Below are 24,693 nucleotides of genomic sequence, written 5' to 3'. Positions count from 1 at the left end.
TTCCCTTATTTATATGCCCGCATTTGAATTTCAAATAATATAAGGATCAATGATATTTCCTCTTAAAGAAAAAAAGATGCTAGAAGATAGCATCTTTTTTTAAATTCAACTTACTATGTATTTATATTTTATTGTGAAAATACTCGTTTTTTTTTATGAATATTAATGTTGAAAAAAATAAAAACTACATATTCTTTTGTTCTAAGTTCCTACACTTCTATCGAATCGATACGGAATTTTCTGATTTTAAAACTAATATGAAATAAAAGAGAATAAAAAGAAAAATTATTATCAATCTATCAATTGAAAATAATAATTAGCAAGAGTTTATCATCTTAACTCCAGGTGTATTCGTTTTGCTTCAAAATAAAGAACTTGAATAAATTTTTTCGTATCAATACGAGCAGGTAATGTTGGTTCATTATTCAATTCTGTCATCTTTCTCCTTACGGTAGTAAAATCAAAAAATCTAGAAGCATAATTTTCGAACTTCGGGTTTAAAAAATCAGTAAGTCCAAGGGATGCTAAATGGTTTAATGATTGATAAATTGCTCTCCGAATCCGTTGTTTGGAAGCTTCTATGAACCTTTTTAATTCGGCATCTTCAGCTGAATCCCCAAGTTTTTTTTGAGCCAAATTCATAAAAATCTCTTTTAGTGAGGGAAAGCCTTGTTCCAACGTGTTATCTTGTTCATATTTATATAAATAATCTAGCATATCCATTAAATCTTTACTTCCACTTTCACTGGCTATTCCTAATTCAGACAAAAGAAAATGAATGGAATTTTGAAAATGATTGAAAGTATTTAAATGTTTTTCACTACGGTATTTTTCTTGCGTACTTAAATTACTATCCAATTTTAGTACCATATTAAGCGATTCTTGAATGTTTTTTATTGATTTTTCCAAACGAATTCGTTCAATGACTTTCCGAACAACTGTTAATACTTCAATCCGGTTAATTGGCTTAATAATATAGTATTCAACACCAAGCGAATAAGCTTCAGCAATTAATTCTTTTGATTCTACTTGAGAGACCATGATGATTTTCCCTTTAAACGAAGGCTTTATTTGACGAATTGTTTTTATTCCATCTTGATTCGGCATTAACAAATCGATAAATAAAATGTCTATATTTTTAAGGATTACCATTTGTTGCTCTAAAGATAAACCATCCTCAGCTTCTCCTATAACCTCCCCAAGATCTTCATCCTCGATAATTTGAGCCAACATTGAGCGAACCGCTTTTTCATCATCTACTATATAAAAATACATAGAATCACCCTTTCGAAATTATATGATCAATCCCTAATCTAATTATAAAAATTGATCCTTTTCCTTCGGTTCTGTCCTCAAGCGTAACATCACCTTCAAGTTGTTCGACCATTTCTTTAACATACGATAATCCGATACCTGTCGATGGGTTGCCTAAATCATCATATTTAGAAGTAAACCCAGGCTCAAAAATTGAATCTTTATATTTTGAAGAAATACCAGGACCATTATCGCCTATTTGAAATTCAACAAAATGGTGGTCTTTATTAATGTCAATTGTGATGGTTCCCATACCTTGGATAGCTTCTACAGCGTTTGTAACGATATTATTTATAATAGATAAGATTGTGTAAATATGATAATGAGGATGCACACCATCAATTTTATACACAAATTGGATGTCTTTCTCTAGCAACCGTGCATATTTCGTATTTGCCCGTATAATGATATTTACTAGTTCATGCACAGACATATAATCTGTAAAACTTTCATCAGAAATTAATTTTGAAAGTCCCGCAAAAATACGTTGGTTATCCTTTTTAACGTCATGGACCTCACCAGCAATTTGTAATGCCTGTTGCCTTAAATCCTCAAACTGAAAATCCATCTGTTTGTGCTCAAAGGAGTCTAAGGTTTTATATAAATCATAGGATTTTTTTGTTATATTCTCAGCATCTTGTAATGTTTTCTTTAAATGAACAGCATCTTCATATAAATTAGAGATGAGCATGAGCATGTGTTCATTTTGCTTCTTTATATGTCTCTCCCTTGATTGTGCTTCATACAATTTCATCATATTGAAAAAGCTTAGAACTATAAAACTATGGGAACATGCGATAACAATGATCTCATTTATTGCCTCGGATGTGATCGATGTTTTTAATACGAAATATTGAATCATTAATTCCACACAGTCTGACAGTATTTCAATCATGCAACCAATAAAACCAATCATTAGTGGTTGATGATAAAAACGTTTGATTTTTGCTAAATGAAAGAGATACGAATAAGTAAAATAAAAGAAAAAACTAGGATAGTGAGTATGAAAAGCGGCTAGCCAATCCATATTTCCCTTTATAATGACATCCATTGAGATACGAAATACTACCACGACTATCGCTGTTAAAAAACCCGGTAAAAATGCTGGAATTCGTCGAAACAATAACAAAAAAAAGAAAAATGTTGGTGCGCCAAAGCTCATTCTAAATGTTTCATTTAAAGGAAATGACTTTATTTCACCTACTAAGGGTACTGTAAGTATCATTAAAACGAGAATATAGATGTCTTTTTTTACTAAATTACTAAGATTCAAAATAATCACTTCTCACTTTCGCCTAACAGTCAGTATACAAACCTATTTGCATTAATACAATACTTACTCTATTTTTTTCAAAAGCTGATAAATAAGATATAAACGAAAGCATTATAGATTGTGAGTATTCATTACACCCTTCTACTTTAGAAAGATACTTTATAACTCAAAAATGTTCAGACACAATATAAGGTCTGAACACTTTTGGACTCGCTCTAACACCAAAATATCTGTGCTCCTTTTTAAAATATACTTAAATCCCATTCTTTTGCAATATGTTCTAACAACATAATTCCTGGTAAACTATTCCCATACTCATCAATGGCTGGTCCGTAAATACCAATACCACATCCATCTTGAAACGATAAATCCTTCCTAGATTTTGAGGGAACAAGTGTCATAATTCCGCCCGATACCCCACTCTTAGCTGGTAATCCAATGAAAGCAGCAAATTTTCCGGAAGCATTGTACATTCCACAAGTAAGCATTAAAGCTTTTGTTAACCTAGCTACTTCTTTAGGGAGCACTTGTTCTTTGCGAATAGGATGATATCCATCATGTGCTAGTATAAGCCCTATTAAGGCAATATCTTCTGTATTTATTTCAATCGAACATTGTTTTAGGTAAACCTCTAGTGTCTCCTCCACATCTGATTCTAGAAAACCATTCTCCTTTAAATAGTATGCTAATGCTCTATTACGATGAGCCGTTTCCCATTCTGATTGAAATACTATTTCATTAATAGCGGGACGCTTCTCTATCATTTTTTCAATTAATACGTATAGAGATTCTAATTTTTCTTGCACCGATGTCCCTGGCAAAAGTGAAGCTATCGTAATTGCTCCAGCATTGATCATAGGATTAAAAGGTTTTCCTGGTTTATGTATCTCTAAACGAATAATTGAATTAAAGGCATCTCCAGTTGGCTCTACGTCAACTCGTTCTAATACATAAGAAATACCGCGACTTAAACAAGCGGCTATAAAACCGATTACTTTTGATATACTTTGTAATGTGAAAGGTATCTCCCAATCTCCTGATTTTATCATTGTTCCATCTGGCTTTACTATACAAATACCTAACTGCGATACATTTATTTCCCTCAGAGCAGGAATATAACTGGCGCTTCGTCCCTTAGCTGCATACGTTCGATAATGAGCTACCCATTGATCTAAGCAAACTTTTTCTTGACTCTCAACTTGAACGCTAGAATCCTTTATCATTTAATCATATTCCCCCGTACTATTAACTTTATATAGAATGATTTTTTCTTTACTATAATCAATAATATTTGCACTAGAACCAAGAAAAATATTCAGACATATTGCAGTCTGAATATCCTTCTTATTACACACTTTTCTTTTTTGAAGTTTTCTCATAACTATCCCAACATTCAATATTTTCAAGCCCTTTAATGTTTTCTTTATAAAAAATAGGATCTTTACCAGCTTTTTTCTGGTTTATATAATCTTGTAACGCCGCAAATGCTACTTTTGAAAGTAAGGTAATAGCAATTAAATTAATAATAACCATAAAGCCCATAAATAAGTCCGCTAAATCCCATACAATTTGAATCTTTGCAACAGAACCAAATACAATCATAGCCAACACACTTATTCTGTATATCATTAACCACACTTTACTTGTATGTAAGAAGCGAATATTTGTTTCACCATAATAATAGTTGCCAATTAACGCACCAAATCCAAATAAAAAAACAAAGATAGCAAGACAACCCGATGCCCAAGGACCTATGTGTTCACTTAATGCTGCTTGTGTAAGTGCAATACCATTTAATCCCGGTTGTTTATATGCATCAGACAGCAAAATAATAAAGGCAGTGCTAGTACAAATGATCAGTGTATCCGTTAATACACCAAATGCTTGAATCAGTCCTTGTTTCACCGGATGACTTGTTGTTGCTGTTGCGGCAACGTTTGGTGCACTTCCCATACCAGCTTCATTTGAAAATAAACCACGTTTAACTCCATTCATAAGTGCTGCACCAATTGAACCGCCTGCTATTTGTTTAAAACCAAATGCGTTTTGAACAATAAGAGAAAGAACTTCCGGCATTTTTGATATGTTGGTAACTACAACAAATAATGCAACTCCAATGTATAATACCGCTAAAAATACCACCTTGTATTCAGCCATTTTTGCAATACGTTGTACACCACCAAAAATAATCGCAGCGAAAGCAATGGCCATGATTATCCCAACTGTTAGACGATCTGTACCAAATGAGTTTTGAAAAGCAATTGTAACTGTATTTGATTGTACTGAATTGAATACAAGACCAAAAGTAATTGTGATTAAAATAGAGAATAATACTCCCATCCAACGTTTATTCAACCCTTTTTCCATATAATAGGATGGACCACCGCGGAAACCAGTTTTATCTTTTACTTTATATATCTGTGCTAATGTGCTTTCGACAAAACTGGAGGCCGAGCTAATAATAGAAATAATCCACATCCAAAATACAGCTCCAGGACCACCTAATGCAATTGCAATCGCAATTCCTGTAATATTCCCTGTTCCAACGCGGGCTGCCATACCAATACAAAACGCTTGAAAAGGAGAAACTTGATCTTTAGCACCACTTTTTCCCTCCATTAATACACGGACCATCTCTTTTAACATTCGAAACTGTACAAAATTCAATTTAAATGTAAAATAAATTCCGCAAATAACAAGCATAATAATTAACAATTTAGACCATAAAAAATCATTTGTTGATCCGACTAAATCTACAAAAAACCTTTCCATATCATCACTCCATACCAAAATTTATCTATCATAATCTATATAAAAATCACCTATATTTCCTGGTATAAATACCTCTTTCATATTCAAATACAACAAGGATAAAAATTTTCTATATGAATCGGATTGGCCTGTTTAAGCAAACATCACAACATGTAACCGTAAAATTGAAATTTTGAAGTACTTAACAATTATACAAACGGATGCTCTACCCCTTTCTGCAAAACTAATATTTTTATCCACTAACATTGTTGTACTACTATGTTTGTTTCGTTTACCGGTGATTTAAATCATAATAATCAATAGTGATTAAGTGGTTTTTTGTTAATCTTCTCAAGAACATGGAAATATCTCCTTTCTCACTACTAATCTCAAAAATAGGCTAGGTAAAAACTTCGCGAAAAACTCTATAAAGCGCTTTCACTATTCAACTAAGAAAATCTTGTCTTTAATTTATAATTAAAAGTACAGAATGTTACGAAAAAGTACAGATTTTTATAAAAACAAAAAATATTTTAAGTTTTTTCCATCTAAAAAACACTGAGATTTTGTAAATTTTATACAGTATCCAAACGTCGCAGATTCTGTTCTACCTAACCTTTGACAAGCCTCTATTTTCTTCATAAAAAACATGCATACTTTTTCTCTTTTAGAACTTCTTATAAAGTATTTGAAATCAAGAATCAATAGAATATTATAAGAATATTAAAAAAATAAAGCATTTAATTTATTTATGGTATCATACAAAAAACATTTGTTTTCTCAATTAATCCCCCTAGCTGGATTCGTCTATATTGCACATATTTACAACATGAAAGACACTAAGCAAAAAAGGATTTTATTGAAGGGATGAAACATTACAAAACTCTTATTTAGGAACTTATGACATCCTCTTTTCTAGCAATATCGAGTTATCCCAAAAAACGTATATTTACTAACATAGATTACAGGTGGTGTATTGTGAAAGAAATAGTATTCGTTCAAAATAAAAAAAGACTCCTTATGAAATTCGGATTTTTAAAAAAAGATTTAGTACTTACCATTTCACTAATACTAGCAATTGTAAGCTGCTTAATACATTCGCCAAAGATCGAATATATTAACTTTGAAGTGTTAATTAGCTTATTTAATCTAATGGTGGCCATTAAGGCCTTGGAACAGCTAAAGATATTAGACAAACTTGCCGTTGCCATTTTAAATAAATGCAATAACAGCAGGTCAATATCTATTATTCTAATTTTGTTATGCTTTATTTGCTCCATGTTTGTAACAAATGATGTCGCTCTCCTCACTTTTGTACCAATAACACTTGTCATTAGTAAAAAAACACAAATGAACATGATGGATACAATCATCTTGCAAACAATTGCGGCAAACATCGGTAGTAGCTTGATGCCTATGGGAAACCCACAAAATTTATACCTATATTCTTACTATGGAATTAAGCTCATCCCATTTTTAGGTTCAATCCTGCTTTTAGCTGTACTTGGAATTAGTTTGTTATTTATATGTACTCAAAAACTTCAAAAAACAGATTTGAAAATAGAACTACCTGTTATTACCGTGAAAAATCGAAAAAAAGCTAACGTCTGGATTTTAATACTTCTCACTATCATTGCATCTATTTTTGGTGTCATTAATTATTACATTGCACTAATAGTCACATTGATAGCAGCATTTACGTTAGATAGAAACTTACTATTTAAGATCGATTACTTTCTTCTAATAACCTTTGTCTGTTTTTTTATTTTCATCGGAAACATTTCACATTCGGATGCACTGGAGACATTTGCTCGCGCTAATTTAAGAGGAGATACTTCAGTCTTCTTTAGTTCCATATTTTTGAGTCAATTGATTAGCAATTTTCCTACTTCAATTCTTCTATCAAACTTTACTTCTGATTGGAAAGCTTTATTACTAGGAGTAAATATTGGAGGGCTCGGAACAATCATCGCATCTTTAGCCAGTGTAATCTCCTATAAACTATTCATTCAGGCCAATGTTAAAGAGAGCAAGGCGTATTTAATTAAATTTAGCATTTACAACTTTTCATTTTTAATCATACTTACATGTATACAATACTTTATGTTTAAATTTCTAAAAATTTTTTAAAAAATTGATTCCTTTAGAAAAACCCAAATTTCTCAATTTAATGCTGAGATATTTGGGTTTTAATATAGGTATGTTTAAAGAGCTACAACAAAGTTACCATCAATTTAATATTTTGAGATGTTCTCACAGCGAAAATCTTTTAGCTTTTACGTTGTTTATTAGATTTCAGTTCATTTTTGAAGTCTTCTTCACAAAATCCTTAATGCCCCTCAATTTTTTCCTGCTAATATTATCTTTAATGGTTGAATCTATTTCAATTTCTAATTTTGCAAATGCTGCTCCTACACAATTATAGATACTTAATCCAAAAGCAAGATGTCTTGCAGTACCACTAAATGCCTTTTTAATATCAATGTCAGGACGATAAACGTTGAATTTATCAGGCCTTTCAAATACGTTAGAGTCACAATTTGTTGCACCAATCATACAGTAGTATCCACATAACTAGTTACATTCTCCTTTTTTCTATTGTTAATAGCTTCGTAATAAAAGCTGTTAAACATCAAAAGTGCGAAGTCTTAAATTAAACTTCGCACCTTATACAAATTTATAATCCGTGACGATACCAATACAAATGCAATACTAGATACATACTAATCACTCATTATATCTGTTGCTCTTTTAATTGGCCAATGTATAAACAAATCCTTTTACTTAGCCATTCTTCATGATTGGCTTGATTGTTTCTAGATACTTAATCCCTCTATACTCTTTCAAGCGGTAATCCATTCCGATGGAAATTACAAATGACAAAATTTATCCGTTTTTCCTACTTTCTAAATTCAGCAAGTAAAATGTTCTTAAAAACTTCCGGGTTATTAAGGTTTAAACTGTTCGAATTGATAGCGAGTGTATGTTTACCTCCAAGTGTTCCACCAGCAAAAGTGGAAAACCCTGGAACGGCACCCCTGTGTCCCCATACCGAGACACCGTTCGGAAGCTTAATTTCAAGTATTCCAAGACCATATCCGGTTCCCTCTCTATTTGTAGGAACTGTAGTAAGCATTTGTTTTAACTGCTGTTCCTTCAGTAATTTGCCACCTAGTAAGCAAGAGAAGAATTTGTTTAAGTCGTCAGCAGTAGAAATCATATCTCCATCCGAGCTACCTGGGTTAATATAAGTAACATCTTTTAGCTCACTCGCTCCGTCTAGTTGCAAGTAGCCACGGGCATGCTTGGTGCCTGGAATCACGCTTGAATTACCAGGTAGAAATGTATTTGACAAATCCAGCGGTTCAATAATCCGATTTTCAACCTCTTCCGCATAGCTGTTTCCTGTTACTTTTTCAATAAGGATTCCTAGTATTACATATCCTGTATTTGAATAAGACCAACCCTTTCCTGGGGCAAAGTCTGGGGGAAGTGAAATCCCCATCTTTACAAATTCTTCAGCCGTATACGATTTTTTTATATCCGTAATATCGAAGTCTTTTGAATTTATATAATCAGCAATACCACTTGTATGATTCAATATTTGACGGATAGTAATCTGGTTACCATCATATCCGTTTCCTTGAATAACGCCAGGTAACCATTTTTCAATGGAGTCGTCTAGATTCAAACGGTTCTCTCCAGATAATTGAAGTAGAACTGTTGCAATGAACGTTTTCGTCACACTGCCAATGCGAAAGCGAAAATCTGCTTTCATTGGTTTCTTAGTTCTCAGATCCGCTATCCCAGCCGTATAACTCCAAGTTTTACCACCCTTAGAAATTTGAGCGAGTATTCCCGGGTATCCAAGTTGCAGTTCATCTCGCATTGCTTTCTTAACGGAAGTACGATCGCTTTGCGTACTTGTTTGTAACGAACTAGATACATTTTGCGTAGGTTCTGCTTTTACAACTGATGTTGGTGTTATGTATAACAGGGAACTTCCACCTATTAAAAGTGCTAGACTTGCACATGTAATTTTACTGCGTGTTTTCATAAAGAATTCCTCTCTTCTATTTAAATTGTATTGATGGCTAATAGCTGTCTCATATACGAACCACACAGCTATCAACTCTCCCAATGATAAAAGTCAACACTGAATTTGCAATCAACGTACTAATCATTATTTTCACAAACACCATTGTGTTCTAACAATCTCTAAATCACTCTTTTTCCACATACATATTAACCATAGAAATTACTTCTTTTCCTTAAAACACTCTTGTTACTGATTATTTGTTTTATATGTAGGCCGTACTTGTTCCCCCCTTCATGCCTCCTTATATTTTTATCCTACACAATGAAAATCTCTTTTTTCTTACCTATTCCTTACAAATTCCTTACATACAAAATCACTTCTACAATAGGATTGAAGTAGCATCTGTGCCCGAAAGCGTAAAAAACACCGATGCTTTTCGCTTCAGTGTTTTTGCGCTTTACATATTGTAAGATTCGTTTTACTCTTAACAGGTTAAACTGCTGATTTTTTCTAATGCGATTATTCTTCTTGCTATATAAAACAAATTTCATTGTGTTATATGAAACACTATGAAATTTGTCATTAAGGCACATGATTCTAAATTTATTGATGTACTTGAGATGGACTCACTTTTTGAATTTGAACAAGTATATCAAACGCTTTACCTAATGATATATCAACAGTTTTTGGTATATCAGGCCCTTCGGTAGTTATTCCAGCGAAAATTGGATGTTGTTTGTTTAACCAAGTTTTTGTCACGCCGTTCGCCTTACGTAAATCAATAAAAAATTGATCTTTTTTAACTTGTCCAAAGATGTAGTTATAACTGTTTGGATTATCCGATTTTAATGTTCCATAGGGGCCAAATTCACCATTGCTATTCTTCACATTGTATTGTCCTTCATAAACTGACGTTCCAATAGATACGTACCGTTTTCCGTAATATTCTGCTAAATGCTGCCCTGCTACTTTAGGGTATATAAAAGAAAGCATATTTGTTTTCGAAACGTGTCCATTATGTCCCCATACAATGGTTTTTCCTAAATGTTCTTCAGTCCACTTCGCATTTTCATACATTGCAATATCATGTTTCAAATAAAAATCCGCTGGTTTATCAGGAGGTGTCGCTAACATTGTAGTAAACTGTTCAATAATACGAGCATTTTGCTTTATCCATACGAACTCTTTAGATTTCCCATTTAAATGACTTTTATTTTCCTCTAATAAAGCACTAATTTGTTTAGCATCTAAAACATACTTTTCTTTTTCTTCTTTCGTAAGGCTTTCAAAAGTATTCATATCCTTTGTTACAGGAATAAGCCCTTTTATCTTCTCTTCTACTCTAGGCAACAGTTTTGAATTATTCGCTTTAATATATTCTATTATATTATTATAAACATTTTCGTTTACTGATTGAATGTCCATCCCGATGACACGTACTTTCGATTTATGTTTTGGATTAGCATTATATTGCCGAATCCAATCAAGTAAATCTAGCATTTCTTTCGTCTTAAATACAGGTGTTAGATGTTGGCTTGGGTTTCCCTTACCAGTAAGAACATATCGATCAAGTTCCAAGGCCCTGTCCCATCCCTCTTCTAAAACTAGATTGGTAAAGCCCTTTTCAGATACTAAATACTTAACAATGCGGTGTTTCATCGTAAAAACTTCATGAGCCCCATGCGTAGCTTCACCTAAACCTACAATTGAAGCTGAACCTACCATATCCTTAAGTGGTTTCAAATCATTAAGAGATGCAGTTGGATTAGTTGTTTTTAAAGGCTTTGCATGTGCTTCTAACCATTTCGCTATTTGATTTGTATTATAGGGAGCTGTAACAGAAACCTCTGTTTTCGAATCTGCATAAGTATTTCCTACAAAATGAGTCATTGTTATAGCAGAAACAACAATTGCAATAATCATTTTCTTTTTCATAAAAAACCTCCTGAAATATTTACTTATAGCTTTTTGACATACTCTGCCAACTTCCGTTTAAAACATTCATTTTCTTATTACTGTTAAGATACATTTATTCTAGTTCCTAAAACTCACTTATTTCTTAATAGGTTCTTAAGAAATTCTTAATTCACTTATACGAATATAAAACTAAATAAGCTTCAATTCATTGCATTGTAAATTCCTCATTGCATAACATTATAATGTACAGATATTCATTATAAATGATGTTATCTAAAGTATTCAATTTCAGTATGTATTATTAACGTAGTTAATATATGGTTAATATGAAGTTCCAAATTTTGATTGTTTGTAGTCTCTTTATCATAGAGTTAATTTAGGGGTTATTTTTTGTTCACTTCATTTTTTTCGGCACTCTGCATCTAGACGGTATACCCATTGGCCACAGTTAGACTATTTCAAATCAAAAAAATAGATTACCTGCACACTAAAGAGTATAGCGCACAGGTAATCTAGTTGTTTTTGAGATTAATAAAAAACTAATTTATCTTTTGAATTCTTCCATCAATAATAGACTGAATTGGTTCTTTTGATTTTTTTATATAATCTACTAATGCTTCAAAATCAGTTGGTCCTGTTTCAGCATCTTTACCGTTTTTAAAGGATACAAATCCATCTCCACCTGAAGCTAGAAATGCGTTCGCAACGACGCTGTAAGTTTTAGAAGGAATAATTTCTTCTCCATTTGTTAAGCGAATACTTGTTACTTTTTCTCCATTAGGCTTGTTCGCATCCCAAGTGTATTGGATACCTGAAATTTGAAGCATTCTTGTTATGTCTTTTTGCCATTGTTGATTTAAAATATCACGAATGTCTTGACCTGTTAAATTTACTTTTATTAATTGATTTCCGAATGGTTGAATACCATATATCTCTCCCCATGTAATATCACCAGCATCTAAGTCATTACGAATACCACCAGGATTCATAAGTGCAATTTGGGATTGCATTGTTGTACGCTGAGCATCAGCAACTAAATTTCCAAGAGTAGATTCACCAGCCATATTTTGTTTGCGATCTAGTGGAGCGATAGACTTACCTACAACTTCATTAACAAGAGGTGCGATTTTTGCTTGATATTTCTCCATCTTCTTCTTTATTTTTTTATCAGGCTCTATGCCTTCATGATAAGTTGTAACAATTTCTGCTTTTTTCTCAACAATATCTTGTGTCTTACGATCAATCTTTACATCAACATCAGCAAAAGCCATACCATAAGAATTTGCTTGTACGACAAGTTTATTATTAACAGTTCCATTTACATAGGTGTGGCTATGGCCACCAAAAATAACATCGACTTCTGGATCAGTCTCATTTGCTAATCGGACGATATCACCATTTGTTACGCCGTTCCCATCTGTTATACCTCCGTTATGTGCAAGAACAACGATAGATTTAACGCCTAGTTTTTTTAATTGCTTTACGGATTTGTTAATAGCTTCAACTTCATCTGTAATTTCTACATTCTTTAGCATAGTAGGCATAACAAGGTTAGGAACATCCGTTGTTACGACTCCGATAAAGCCAACAGGAACTCCTTGTACCTTTTTTATAGTGAATGGTGGTAAAAATAAACGACCGGTGGATTTATTATAGAAATTTGCAGCAACATATGGGAATTTTGCTCCTTTAAAATTTCCTGTTTTCTCATGGTATCCACCATAAATAAGGCGGTTCATTTCTTCAACACCTTCATCAAATTCATGATTTCCTATCGTTCCAACATCGAATTTCAAATCATTTAGAAATTCAATTGTAGGTTCGTCTTGTAATAATGCTGAAACAGGAGTACTTGCTCCAACAACATCTCCAGCATGTACCTTTAATGTATTTGGATTTTGTTTTTCACGATCACGTAAATAAGCCCCTAAGTACTCAATTCCCCCTGCATCTTTATTGTTAATTTTTTTTACAGTGTCTATTTGCCCATGAAAATCGTTAATACCGAGCATTTGTACATCTATGTAGCGATTTTGTTCTGTACTTGCTTGGATTGAAGGCGCAGCAAATACACTAGTAAAAGTAACTGTACTTAATGCTAAAGCAACTGGAATAATTTTTTTCAACATAAAATTTCTCTCCCCTAATTAAAATCTGACATAATACGATGTTATTTTAATATATTAAGAGAATTATTTCCATAAAAATTCTACCAATTATAAAAATTAATAAGATTTTATTGTTTTCTGACAAGATATTTCTTCCTCAAAAAATGTACATTTCTTTGTTTTGAGGATTATTCAAAATATTATCTTGATAGTAATATAGCAATACATCTAAAAGACCTAAAAAACTCTAAACAATAAATTTTTGCTGTTAAGAAGAATATTCAATTCGAAACTAATGAAGATTTATCAACCTAACATATCAATACCACCATTTAAAAAGATGCTCCTGGATTTATCCAAGAGCATCTTTTATAAAGCTTTATTTTTTACTTATTTATAATTTATCAACTAACAATTATATAGTTGTAATCAGTCCTTTAAAAATAATAGGAGTGCTTCATTAAATTCTTTAGCATGCGTTGCATTTAGCCCATGTGGACCACCCTTTATTAAGGCTACTTTAGAATTAGGAATTGCTTCATGTGTTAATTTCCCACTATATTCATATGGTACAGTTGCATCAGAATCACCGTGAATAATAAGAGTAGGTATATTAAACTTCTCCAAGTCTTTTCTAAAATCTGTCTTACTAAAGGCGGTAATACAATCAAGTGTTCCTTTAGGTGATGCACTGGCTGCAATATCCCAATTATATAAACGGAATGGCTCACTAACTAAATCTGTTCGATTACCAGCCGCGAAAAATCCCTTAGTAAATTCATCAAGAAATGCAAGGCGGTCATTTATCACACCACTTTTGAATGCTTCAATTGTTGCATCATCTAAGGCCCCTTCAGGATGATCCTCTGATTTGTATAGATACGGAGGAACTGCCCCAGCAAAAACAGCCTTTTCAATACGATCTGTTCCATACGTACTAATATACCGGGCTACTTCGCCTCCACCCATAGAAAAACCAACAAGTGTGACATTTTGAAGCTCTAAATGTTCTAATAGTTGATGTAAATCAGAAGTAAAGGTATCATATTCATACCCTTCCCACGGCTGAGATGATTGTCCAAATCCTCGACGATCATATGTTATAACTCTGTATCCAGCCTCAACAAGAGCGGGAACTTGGTATTCCCAAGATCGACCACTTAACGGCCAACCATGAATGAGTACAACTGGTTTTCCTGTGCCATGATCCTCATAATATATCTCAATTGGTTCTTGCTTTTCGGTTCCTACAGTAATTTTAGCCATGCTTCTACCTCCCAAAAATATTCCAATACATATCCTTTTCTTCAATAATCTGGATGAATGTCATAACCTATTCATGCACGTTTATGTTGTGAATTCTAGGTATGAAACTCTATTGTTCCAATGCATTCATTTTCTCCTTTTGGAACAATCCCCTCTCTAATACCTTTTGCATCATAAAATAATTACTGAACATTACTCCTATTCAATTGTAATAACAAAAATAGGTGACTATCAATATCGTTCTATCTATAGGATGTATAGGTAAAACCAATCTATTTTATAGTGAAAACAACTATAGTTACGACCTATACGAATTATAGATAATTTAGAATTGATTAACGAATCAGTTTTCAAATACTATAAATTTGTATAGCACTTCATGTTCTGTGAATGCTGCTATAACCAATATTATTGGTCAGCTTAGTTATAAACGAAGAAACTTATGATAGTATCCGACTATTTAAACTTTCTTCGATTACTTAATTTTTAGGAGGAATACATAATGACTGATCTCTATTCTCGTATTAACAAAGATGATGCTGTTGTGCTTTTAGTAGATCATCAAACTGGTCTTATGTCCGGACTAGTACGTGACTATGGTGTTGATGAATTCAAGAACAATGTTTTAGCTCTTGCTCATACTGCTAAGTTTTTTAATTTACCAGTTATTTTAACAACAAGTTTTGAAAACGGGCCTAATGGACCTTTAATGCAAGAATTGGTTGATCTCTTTCCTCATGCACCAAAAATAGCTCGACCTGGACAAATTAACGCATGGGATAATGATGATTTTGTAAAAGCAATCGAAGAAACTGGAAAAAAACAACTTATCATCGCAGGCGTAGTTACGGACGTTTGTGTTGCTTTCCCGGCACTTTCCGCTATAAAAGCTGGATATGAAGTATTTGCTGTTACTGATGCTTCAGGAACTTTCAATAAACAAGTTGCAGATGCTGCCAATACACGTATGGCACATAGTGGCGTGCAACTTATGAACTGGTTTAGCGTAGCTTGCGAATTACAACGCGATTGGCGCAACGATGTCGAAGGTTTTGGCAATTTGCTTGCTAGCAATCTTCCAGGCTATCAAAATATAATTGGAAGCTATAGAGGAGCTCAGCGAGATCTTAGTAAACAAAATGCATAAATGTATCTCAAGGAAATAGCTTTAAATCACCTTTTTTAAAGTAGATAGTATAAATTTAGTGCTGATTAAATCAGCACTAAATTTAAATTAAAAAGTATAGTAGAGTTTCAATTGACAGAAGATACATTACTTTCAATAAACAATTGAAAAAGGAGCGTTTTATTATGAGTAATTTAGAATTGTTAAATCCGGAGAACAGTGCCTTAATTTTAATTGATTTTCAACCTCAAATGACTTTTGGAGTTGCAAGTATTGATAGACAAACATTGATTAATAACGTTATGCTACTTGCTAAATCAGCAAAAACTTTTAACGTACCTACTATTCTTACTACAGTTGAAACACGCAGCTTTTCTGGTTATTTTTGGCCACAAATTCTTGATATATTCCCAAACCATGAAATTATAGAACGTAGTTCAATGAACTCTTGGGAAGATCCGAAATTTGTTGAGGCAGTTAAAGCAACCGGTAGAAAGAAATTAATATTTGCAGCACTTTGGACTGAAGTTTGCCTTGCATTCCCTGTGCTTGAAGCAATTAAAGCTGGCTATGAGGTATATGCAGTTGATGATGCTTCAGGTGGTACTAGTTTGACAGCACATAACGCTGCTATGCGTCGTGTAGAACAAGCTGGTGCAATTCCAGTGACAGCAATTCAAGTTTTACTTGAATACCAACGTGACTGGGCACACAAAGACACTTATGATGCTGTAATGGAGATTGTAAAGGAACACACTGGTGCTTATGGTCAAGGTGTAGAATACGCATATACTATGGTGCATGGCGCGCTTCCAAGCAGGAAAATATGAAACAAGAAGGAGTAGCTGTCGAAGAGACTTATACAGGGAACACGATGGATGCCGGCAATCCAGTAACAACGATTGTTACATGGGAAATTCAAGAAGGTAGAGAAAAACAGTTTGAAACATGGAGACATGAAATTGAGGCTGCGGCTACTAAATTCCCAGGACATTTAGGTGTAAATCTAATAGTCCCAAGTAACGAATCCAGAGAGTATACTGTTATTTTTCGCTTTGATACGTATGAGCATCTACGTACTTGGCAAGAATCAGATGTTCGCCGGGATTTGTTAAAAACGGCGGAGCAATTTCAAGCCACTAATCCAACTTACAAAACTGAAAGCAGTTTGGCTTATTGGTTTGTTACTCCGAAAACGCCAGTTCCACCGCCAAAATGGAAAATGTCTATCGTTACCCTTCTGGGTGTATGGCCTCTTAGCATGTTAGTTCCTAAAGTGATAGGACCTATTATAAAACATATGAATCCTATTATATCAGCTTTTTTTGTTTCTGTATGTATAGTGTCCTTGCTATCATGGGTAGTCATGCCGATTTTCGGTAAATTATTTCATCCATGGTTACAAAATAATAGAAAGTAGACGAGGTGTGAACATGAATTTACCGGATATGATTTTATATAACGGAAAAATTACTACCCTTGACCCTTCTCAGCCTGAGGTATCTGCTATCGCCATAACTGATGGTTTAGTCACTGCAGTAGGTGGAGATGAGCTTCTTAATAGTGCCACGGAAAAAACAAAAAAAATAGACCTTAAAAGAAAGAGAGCTATTCCAGGCCTGAATGACTCCCATATACACGTGATTCGTGGTGGTCTGCATTATAATATGGAATTACGTTGGGAAGGCGTGCCATCACTTTTTATTGCTCTAGAAATGCTCAAAGAACAGGCAAGGCGTACACCTGCTCCTCAGTGGGTAAGAGTAGTTGGAGGTTGGTCTGAATTTCAATTTAAAGAGAGACGGATGCCAACATTAGAAGAGATTAATGCTGTTTCTGAAGACACGCCTGTCTTTGTGCTACATCTTTACGATAGAGCACTTGTAAATCGTGCAGGGCTACGTGCACTGGGATACACGAAAGATACCCCAGACCCTCCAGGCTGTTTAATTCAGCGGGATAAAAGAGGTAATCCAACGGGCCTTTTAATTGCTAACCCTAACGCTTCTATTCTTTATTCAAGTTTGGGTAAAGCTCCAGTACTTAATCTTGACGACCAGATTAACTCAACTCGCCATTTTATGCGTGAATTAAATAGATTAGGTATTACAAGTGCCATCGACGCAGGTGGTGGTTTCCAAAATTACCCTGATGACTACAAAGTTGTTGAACATTTAGCCGAGAAGGAACAATTAACTTTGCGTATTGCTTATAATCTATTTACGCAAAATCCTAATCATGAATATGAAGACTTTGCTTCATGGGCAAAAATTGTTTCTCCCGGTCAAGGAAATGATAAGTATAAAATGAATGGTGCCGGAGAAATGTTAGTATTCTCGGCAGCCGATTTTGAAAAATTTCAAATGCCACGGCCCGAACTAGCTACAGTAATGGAAGCCGACTTAAAGAAAGTAATTTCTCTATTGGTGGAAAACCGTTGGCCATTCCGTTTACATGCAACTTATGACGAGTCAATCACACGTTTCTTAAATGTATTTGAGGAAGTTAACAGAGAAATTCCTTTTAATGGGCTACGCTGGTGGTTTGATCATGCAGAAACAATCTCAGATCGTAGTATGGAACGTGTTAAGGCTTTAAATGGCGGTATTGCCATCCAAGACCGCATGGCTTTTCAAGGTGAATACTTTGTTGACTTATACGGAAAGGAAGCTGCAAAGCATACTCCTCCGATTTATCGTATGTTAGACCTTGGTATACCTGTTGGCGCCGGTAGTGATGCAACCAGGGTTTCCAGCTATAACCCTTGGGTTGCTCTTTACTGGATGGTTGCTGGAAAAACCATTGGTGGGCTTTCCATATACGATGAAAAAAATAAACTTGATAGAAAAGTAGCCCTGGAATTATATTCAAAAGGAAGTGCGTGGTTCTCTGGCGATGAAGGTAAAAAAGGAACCCTGGCAGTAGGTCAGTTTGCTGATATTGCTGTATTGTCTGCTGACTACTTTACTGTGCCGGAAGAAGAAATCAAAGACCTTGAATCATTGCTCACCATTATGGGTGGGCAGGTTGTTTATGGAAATAATGAATTTAAAAACTTATCACCTGAATTGCCGCCAGCATCACCTGATTGGTCACCGACGGGCGTTTATGGTTATGGTGGTGCTAACCTAGCCAACACTATACTTTCTCACGATTCCCATGATAACAAGTTACATAGTTGTAGTAACCCTCTCCATCAACACACTCATACCGTAATAGGAAAAGATGGAACTAAATGGGGTATTGGTTGTACTTGCTTTGCTTTCTAAATCAAAACCACCGGTATAATGCCGGTGGTTTTCTTTCTACAATAAGGATATATAAATTCAAAATAGCAGTGTATATCCCTACATGGAATCTGTTACTATGCGATAAGACCGAAGAATTGATTGATTAACTTAACTTGTTTTTGATAGCCTTCTCTCCTTGCAAAGTCTGTCCTTTTTTCCTTAATTAAAAGTCAATGGTATCCCCCTTTTTGATAGACTACACCACACATATAAATCCACTGTCCTTCGACTTTAATATAGATTTTAATTTTTTCAATTGTTACACTAGGATCATTATTATTTCTATTACACTGATACTTTTTGAGAATCATTTAACTTCTGCATAAAGATGCGTGCTGCAAAACTTAAAAATTTATCATCAAAGTGTATAAGATTAATATCTTGACTTGGTGTTGGATCAGTAATACGAACTATGCTCAAAGTATCATTATTAACAAAGTTAACCAGTGAAAGAGGTATTATGGCAACACCATGTCCATTGTATACAAGGCTCAATAGAGAAATAGAAGATTTTGTTTCTATATTTGCTTCAGATAAAGATAACCCTAAACTCTCACAATATATCTTAATAGATTCACGACAACTACATGAAACCATTACTCTACTGAGCCCTACTAATTCTCGAAAAGAAACAAATGATTTTTCATTCAAAGGATGATTTTTTGGAATTACAAGGACGAGCTCTTCACTATACAAAAGGGTGTTTGTTAATGTGTCTGGAATTTGAGCACTACGTGTAATCCCGAAATCAATATTTTTGTCAACGATTTGATTTACAGCAACTTCGGATTCTATAATCTTTACTACAATGTTGGGATAATGTTGTTGAAACTTCATAATATAAGGTGTTAAATAAGTGAGATCCTCTAATAAACCTCCTATAGTAATCACACCTCTTTTTACACCCTTTAATTCAAAAATTTCATTATAAACGTCATCAAATTGTTGCATGATAAATTTTCCTTTATCAAATAGCAGCTTACCCGCTTCTGTCATTTTGATACCTCTTCCAACTCGATGAAACAAGGGTGTATCAAGTTCACCTTCTAAAACTCGTATTTGTTGACTTAAAGTCGGCTGTGAAATACCTAGAACTTCCGCAGCTTTAGTAAAACTATTATTATTACAAACTTGAATAAAATACTCTAAATGACGTAATTCCATTCTTGATACCCACTCTCCGCTTTATGAAAGATTTATAATTTAAAGGACGATATGTATACATTAACATAACAACTTTATTTCATATTATACCGATTGAAATTACACGCTTTATTCATTTTGTATTATAATAAATTTACTACCATTTATTAATTTTTCCTCCTATTTATTTAAATTATATTTAATTAGGACATTACTAATTCGAGATATATTTCTAAAGATTTATAGTTCGAGTGCATAATACCCTAATTTTTTCAACTTTTCGATTATCATTTTTTTCTCAGTATAGTCCAAACCACCAAATATTTGCTGAATCGCCTCTTTATGCTGTGGAAAAATAATATCCATTAGTTCAATACCTTCTGAAGTAATTGACGCATACGTGACACGGCGGTCTTTAGGACATGGTTTTCGTATTAAGAACCTCTTCTTTTCCAACTTATCCACTACATACGTGATACTACTACTTGCAAGTAATATTTTGTCTCCAATTTTTTGTATAGGCTGATCGCCTTTACTATACAGTAGCTCAAGCACTGCAAATTCAGTTGGATTAAGTCCATAACTTTTTATATCCTCTTCAATACGCTTAGTAATTGACTGTATTGCCCTTGATAATATAACAAATAACTTTAAAGATAAGCTCTCATCGTTAATCACGCTCATAATTACCAATCCTTTACAAGTTATCTTGAATTCGAGATTCATTATATTATCGTCAAAATATTATGTCAATCATTCATTTTAGCTTTATCAATCCATTTATAATTTATTTCTCAACATATGACATATGGAATTAGAAGAAAACAATTGTTACTATATAAGTATCTCAATTACGTTATTTCTTTTAAAGAGAGCTTGTTTTTAATCGCAAGTTCTCTTTTGCCATATTCTAAATTGAATCCGGACAAATTTCAGAGTATATGATATAGTTTTTAAATAAAGATTAGAGCTCTCCTACAGGAAGGAGAGCTCTAATCTTTCATATAAATATTCACCATTTTTATCATTGCGAGGACATCAAAACTTTAACTTGATGGGGATATGGTGCTATCTCAATTAATAAATATTACAAACCATATATCTATCATATTTTTTATAAACAGGATTAATTAGATTTAAAAAAAGATTTCTTTTTCTTTACTCGTAATAAGTCACCTGTCCATCCTTTGAATCGCATATACATACCCGCTGTTGTGAAAATAATAAATAAGAGAGCGATTAAATAGCTATATTTCCATTCTAGTTCAGGCATGTATTTAAAATTCATACCCCATAATGCTCCTAAGGCTGTCAAAGGCGTACTCACAGCAGTTAATACAGTAAGAGCTTTCATAATTTCATTCCCACGATGAGAAGAAACAACTTCTTGTAAATGAATCATCGTGTCTAATTCTTCTTGGTACTCTTTAACAAGTTGTAATCCACGCTCTAATTTTACGTATGTTTGTTTATAACAAAGGGTGTTTGTTAGTTTTTCTAACCAAGCTTCTTTTAGGCCTTGTAACACTTCTTGTATTAAGCGAAACACATGTGTGTTCATAAATAATTCATGACGAATATGATAAATCCTTTCTAAAACTGCTATGTTATTATGATGATAAAAATCCCATAATACATTTCTGAAATTGTTTTCAAAGTAGTCAACCTTTCGCAAATAATGAGATATAAACATTGATAAGATAGCACATAATCCTTCAGCGGAACTATTACAATTTTTTGTACCCATAGGGAAATTATGTATTAATTTTTGGAAATCCTCTTCCTCTTTTTCCTGAACTGTTATCAGTATTCCATCAGCTACGAAATAATGAAGAAATTTTTGAATTTTGGCGTCCTTTTTATCTTGATCATATAAAAACGAACCATATACACAAGTTTGACTTGGTGATAACGTATAAACATATAATCCATTTTCACAAGGAGAACTTATTTTCTTTACAAATTGAGCGAAATAAGATGTTACATCACGAGGGATTATAGAAGAAAGTTTTTCAAGCTCACTAGTTTTCACATGATACCAACTCCATTTCGTCATTTTTATGCATTCCATATTATTCTTCCTTTCTAAATAGTTTTATGTTTGATCGAATCATATCCGTAATACGAAATTTGTATGTAGGTATTCATGTCTTGGAGGAAGAGTTTTTAGATCATCTAAATTACAAAATAAATAACATAGGAGGTCTTATTCTTTTAAAAGGAAGACCCCCTATATATTAGTTATTTTTATTTTCAATTTTAAACATTTCCTCTATACAAGCACTTTTTATCTTTTCTTATAAAGAATTTATTATATGTGGAAAAGAAGCTACATAATTTGGCACGTCTATTCAACGAACTCCATTTCATTCGTTATTATAATTTGGATTCATATGCAGATTTATTGGTGATGTCCTCAAATACTTGACTCCCAATAATGTAGTATCCATGGAGTGCAGCCTCTTTCGAAGCGTCTACCATACGGAAAGAAGAAATTTCACTTTGCATTTTTTCAATTCGTTTTTTGTGGAGATCTACTATTCCTCCTGTCCAAATAATAGTGTTATACTGTTCTAACTTAAATTGTTCTTGTAATACACGCATGACGTCTTGGAAGTGTGCATCCAACTCTTTTTGAATCAAAGTATGAACCTGACTTGCCTCATGATTTTCTTCTCGACATTCATATCCTTTTTCTAATATGTTTGGCATGTCGTTAATATGCAATTGATTACTTTCACCCTCATGATTCTGCACGATATTCTTAATATTTCTCAAAGGCTTGCTACACCCTAGTTCCGCCTCATAATGATTTAAAATGACATTCTGTTTCATATCTGTCATTTCTACGGTACGAAATCCGCCATCAATAATTAAGATGCGATCTCGTTCCTGAATGATTCCCTCTTTTAAGAAATAGGCATGTAAAGCGACCGGTTGCTGAAGAATCAAAGCATTTTCCACCGTAATATGAATAAATTTCCCATCAATTTGTACGGAAGTTTCTTTTTTTAGCGCACGTCTTAATTGCTCATGCTGACTACCAAAACAAGTAACGGGGAGGCCGGTAACAACTAGAGGTAACACGACATTTTCTTTATAATCCTTTGCAATGCAACCAAATATTTGTTGTTTAAATCGTTCGCTTTCATAATAATTTTCTATTTCTTCGTCAAATGGAGGAAGAAACGAAGCGTCAGATTGATGTGCTTCATTTCCCATGTAGTATGCAAAATCTAAGTCTATAAAACTTACCTTTGTTAAATCTTCACTTTCAGCATGATTAGGTACAGGGGCTAGTGTGGAAGCTTCACTCTTGATTGTCATCTCAGAATCTACATCCTGTCGATATGCCCTTTTGGTAAAGCCAATTCCTACATCAATTGCATACAGAGATTTCATACTTTTTTCCTCACTTTCTATTTTTAGAATTAAATCTAGGCACTCTCTTCTTTCCCTTCTTTCACATATTTCTTTTCATTTTTCGTTTTTTCCCCGTCTAAGTTCTTACTATTTTCATTTATTTCGTAATCCTTTTCACCTGTTTTCTTTTTATTATTTTCGTTTTCTGTTAAGTCTTTAATGGTAGAAATGACAACTGGTGTGGCTGTAAGCAGTTGTGGTAATGTTTGTTTTGCAACATTAGCTGCAGTTACAGAAAATTGTTTACTTGTCTCAGTTACCTTCTCCAATGTTTCCTTTATGTTTCCTTCTTGTAGTTTTTCTTTTACGCTTTTTCCTTTTGTTTGTATAGCTTTCCGATTTTCTTTTTTTAATAGGGAGACTATGACTCCGGTCGTAATTCCAATCACAGCATATTTAAATATTGTATGTTTCATTTTTCTCATCCTTTTCTATTTTTATTTTCTTCCATGCTACAAACTAAAATAATTCCCTTACCTATTTATCAGATGTTGCAATCTATTACAGAGAATGATAGTTTTGCGGCTGCCTAGCATTCGCCATTGGTACTTCAGCTGTTACTAGGAGTAAAATCTTCCCTTGATCTAGTTTTTCTTCATATAAGTTAGCTTCCTCCTTCGACAACCCCATTTCTTCCATTTGATTTCGAAGTTCGTCCCCTTTTTTGGAGAAAAAGTTGATAATACTTGTTCCCAATCCTTGTTCTTTTACTCCAATCGTATTTGTGTTTGTATCATCCGCAATCCTTTTTGTTATATGTTTTTCGTGTGCTAAAACATAAATGTCATCGTGGCGAACCCCTTGCAATTCTAGCTCTTTTACTTTCATAACTACTTCCTGTTCATTTTGATATTCATAAACTACCGTTTTTCTTTCATTCATATGCATCGTATCTTTCCTCCTTTAGATTTTTTATTTTTTTATTTAGTTGTTATGTAATATGTAATACACCTATTTTAAAGATGTTAAACCTAAATTTTCAAAAAATTTTACAAAATAGGTTATTCATGTTTTTAATATCAAAGAAATGTCACAAGCACTTT

General features: G+C 33.5%; 20 protein-coding genes. 5 read left to right on the top strand and 15 right to left on the bottom strand.

Annotated features, from left to right (window positions below; genetic code table 11):
• Positions 1-330: 330 nt before the first annotated feature.
• The 4 genes from ACTFN4_RS13770 to ACTFN4_RS13755 all read right to left on the bottom strand — a co-directional run bounded on the left by ACTFN4_RS13770 (position 331) and on the right by ACTFN4_RS13755 (position 5,359).
• On the bottom strand, positions 331-1,275 hold the full coding sequence (locus ACTFN4_RS13770; protein WP_000274085.1) for a response regulator: 945 nt from the start codon (positions 1,273-1,275) through the stop codon (positions 331-333).
• Positions 1,276-1,279: 4 nt separating this feature from the next.
• A complete protein-coding gene (locus ACTFN4_RS13765; protein ID WP_000584790.1) occupies positions 1,280-2,596 on the bottom strand; it encodes a sensor histidine kinase in 1,317 nt (438 codons plus the stop codon).
• A gap of 233 nt (positions 2,597-2,829) precedes the next feature.
• Positions 2,830-3,810, bottom strand: coding sequence for a glutaminase GlsA (glsA, locus tag ACTFN4_RS13760; protein WP_439962451.1), 981 nt, complete (start codon positions 3,808-3,810; stop codon positions 2,830-2,832).
• Between the two features lie 124 nt (positions 3,811-3,934).
• Entirely contained in the window at positions 3,935-5,359 is a 1,425-nt protein-coding gene (locus tag ACTFN4_RS13755; protein WP_000439275.1) for an alanine/glycine:cation symporter family protein, read from the bottom strand.
• A 957-nt stretch (positions 5,360-6,316) separates the two neighbouring features.
• Between ACTFN4_RS13755 and ACTFN4_RS13750 the strand changes: the two genes are divergently transcribed.
• Positions 6,317-7,468 (top strand): SLC13 family permease, encoded by a 1,152-nt coding sequence (locus ACTFN4_RS13750; RefSeq protein ID WP_025687853.1) that lies wholly within the window; start codon positions 6,317-6,319, stop codon positions 7,466-7,468.
• A 165-nt stretch (positions 7,469-7,633) separates the two neighbouring features.
• Here the strand turns inward: ACTFN4_RS13750 and ACTFN4_RS13745 are convergent, their stop codons facing one another.
• The 5 genes from ACTFN4_RS13745 to ACTFN4_RS13725 form a co-directional block, all read right to left on the bottom strand.
• Entirely contained in the window at positions 7,634-7,894 is a 261-nt protein-coding gene (locus tag ACTFN4_RS13745) for a cytochrome P450 (RefSeq protein WP_025687852.1), read from the bottom strand.
• Between the two features lie 343 nt (positions 7,895-8,237).
• Positions 8,238-9,395, bottom strand: coding sequence for a serine hydrolase domain-containing protein (locus tag ACTFN4_RS13740; protein ID WP_033695826.1), 1,158 nt, complete (start codon positions 9,393-9,395; stop codon positions 8,238-8,240).
• Positions 9,396-9,980: 585 nt separating this feature from the next.
• The gene (locus ACTFN4_RS13735) at positions 9,981-11,312 is read right to left on the bottom strand and encodes an erythromycin esterase family protein (RefSeq protein WP_410989409.1); all 1,332 of its coding nucleotides are present in this window, start codon (positions 11,310-11,312) and stop codon (positions 9,981-9,983) included.
• Between the two features lie 521 nt (positions 11,313-11,833).
• Complete coding sequence (locus ACTFN4_RS13730; protein WP_439962450.1) at positions 11,834-13,423, bottom strand: bifunctional metallophosphatase/5'-nucleotidase; 1,590 nt, start codon at positions 13,421-13,423, stop codon at positions 11,834-11,836.
• A gap of 408 nt (positions 13,424-13,831) precedes the next feature.
• The gene (locus ACTFN4_RS13725; RefSeq protein ID WP_001074300.1) at positions 13,832-14,668 is read right to left on the bottom strand and encodes a bromoperoxidase; all 837 of its coding nucleotides are present in this window, start codon (positions 14,666-14,668) and stop codon (positions 13,832-13,834) included.
• Positions 14,669-15,170: 502 nt separating this feature from the next.
• Here ACTFN4_RS13725 and ycaC point away from each other — a divergent pair.
• From ycaC to ACTFN4_RS13705, 4 genes are all read left to right on the top strand, one after another.
• Positions 15,171-15,815 (top strand): isochorismate family cysteine hydrolase YcaC, encoded by a 645-nt coding sequence (gene ycaC / locus ACTFN4_RS13720; RefSeq protein WP_082188870.1) that lies wholly within the window; start codon positions 15,171-15,173, stop codon positions 15,813-15,815.
• Between the two features lie 164 nt (positions 15,816-15,979).
• Complete coding sequence (locus tag ACTFN4_RS13715) at positions 15,980-16,624, top strand: hydrolase (RefSeq protein ID WP_000067162.1); 645 nt, start codon at positions 15,980-15,982, stop codon at positions 16,622-16,624.
• A complete protein-coding gene (locus tag ACTFN4_RS13710) occupies positions 16,621-17,214 on the top strand; it encodes an antibiotic biosynthesis monooxygenase (RefSeq protein ID WP_000806859.1) in 594 nt (197 codons plus the stop codon). The genes ACTFN4_RS13715 and ACTFN4_RS13710 overlap by 4 nt, the downstream gene beginning before the upstream one ends.
• Positions 17,215-17,227: 13 nt before the next feature.
• Positions 17,228-19,063, top strand: a complete 1,836-nt coding sequence (locus ACTFN4_RS13705; RefSeq protein WP_001052854.1) for an amidohydrolase — start codon at positions 17,228-17,230, stop codon at positions 19,061-19,063.
• 306 nt (positions 19,064-19,369) lie between these two features.
• Here ACTFN4_RS13705 and ACTFN4_RS13700 read toward each other — a convergent pair whose 3' ends face one another.
• From ACTFN4_RS13700 to ACTFN4_RS13675, 6 genes are all read right to left on the bottom strand, one after another.
• The gene (locus ACTFN4_RS13700; RefSeq protein WP_000423188.1) at positions 19,370-20,248 is read right to left on the bottom strand and encodes a LysR family transcriptional regulator; all 879 of its coding nucleotides are present in this window, start codon (positions 20,246-20,248) and stop codon (positions 19,370-19,372) included.
• 219 nt (positions 20,249-20,467) lie between these two features.
• Entirely contained in the window at positions 20,468-20,911 is a 444-nt protein-coding gene (locus ACTFN4_RS13695) for a MarR family winged helix-turn-helix transcriptional regulator (RefSeq protein WP_000111421.1), read from the bottom strand.
• Positions 20,912-21,353: 442 nt separating this feature from the next.
• Positions 21,354-22,298, bottom strand: coding sequence for a magnesium transporter CorA family protein (locus tag ACTFN4_RS13690; RefSeq protein WP_439962449.1), 945 nt, complete (start codon positions 22,296-22,298; stop codon positions 21,354-21,356).
• 305 nt (positions 22,299-22,603) lie between these two features.
• Positions 22,604-23,629, bottom strand: coding sequence for a ParM/StbA family protein (locus tag ACTFN4_RS13685; protein WP_439962448.1), 1,026 nt, complete (start codon positions 23,627-23,629; stop codon positions 22,604-22,606).
• 35 nt (positions 23,630-23,664) lie between these two features.
• Positions 23,665-24,066, bottom strand: a complete 402-nt coding sequence (locus ACTFN4_RS13680) for a hypothetical protein (RefSeq protein ID WP_000683216.1) — start codon at positions 24,064-24,066, stop codon at positions 23,665-23,667.
• A gap of 85 nt (positions 24,067-24,151) precedes the next feature.
• Positions 24,152-24,538 carry a general stress protein gene (locus ACTFN4_RS13675; protein ID WP_439962446.1) on the bottom strand — a complete coding sequence of 129 codons (387 nt, stop codon included), beginning with the start codon at positions 24,536-24,538 and terminating at the stop codon, positions 24,152-24,154.
• Between the last annotated feature and the right edge of the window lie 155 nt (positions 24,539-24,693).

The sequence above is a fragment of the Bacillus cereus group sp. MYBK95-2 genome, assembly GCF_051915225.1.
GTDB lineage: Bacteria > Bacillota > Bacilli > Bacillales > Bacillaceae_G > Bacillus_A > Bacillus_A cereus.
Note: the sequence above shows the minus strand (reverse complement) of the source record. Positions and strands in the feature narration are given on the sequence as shown.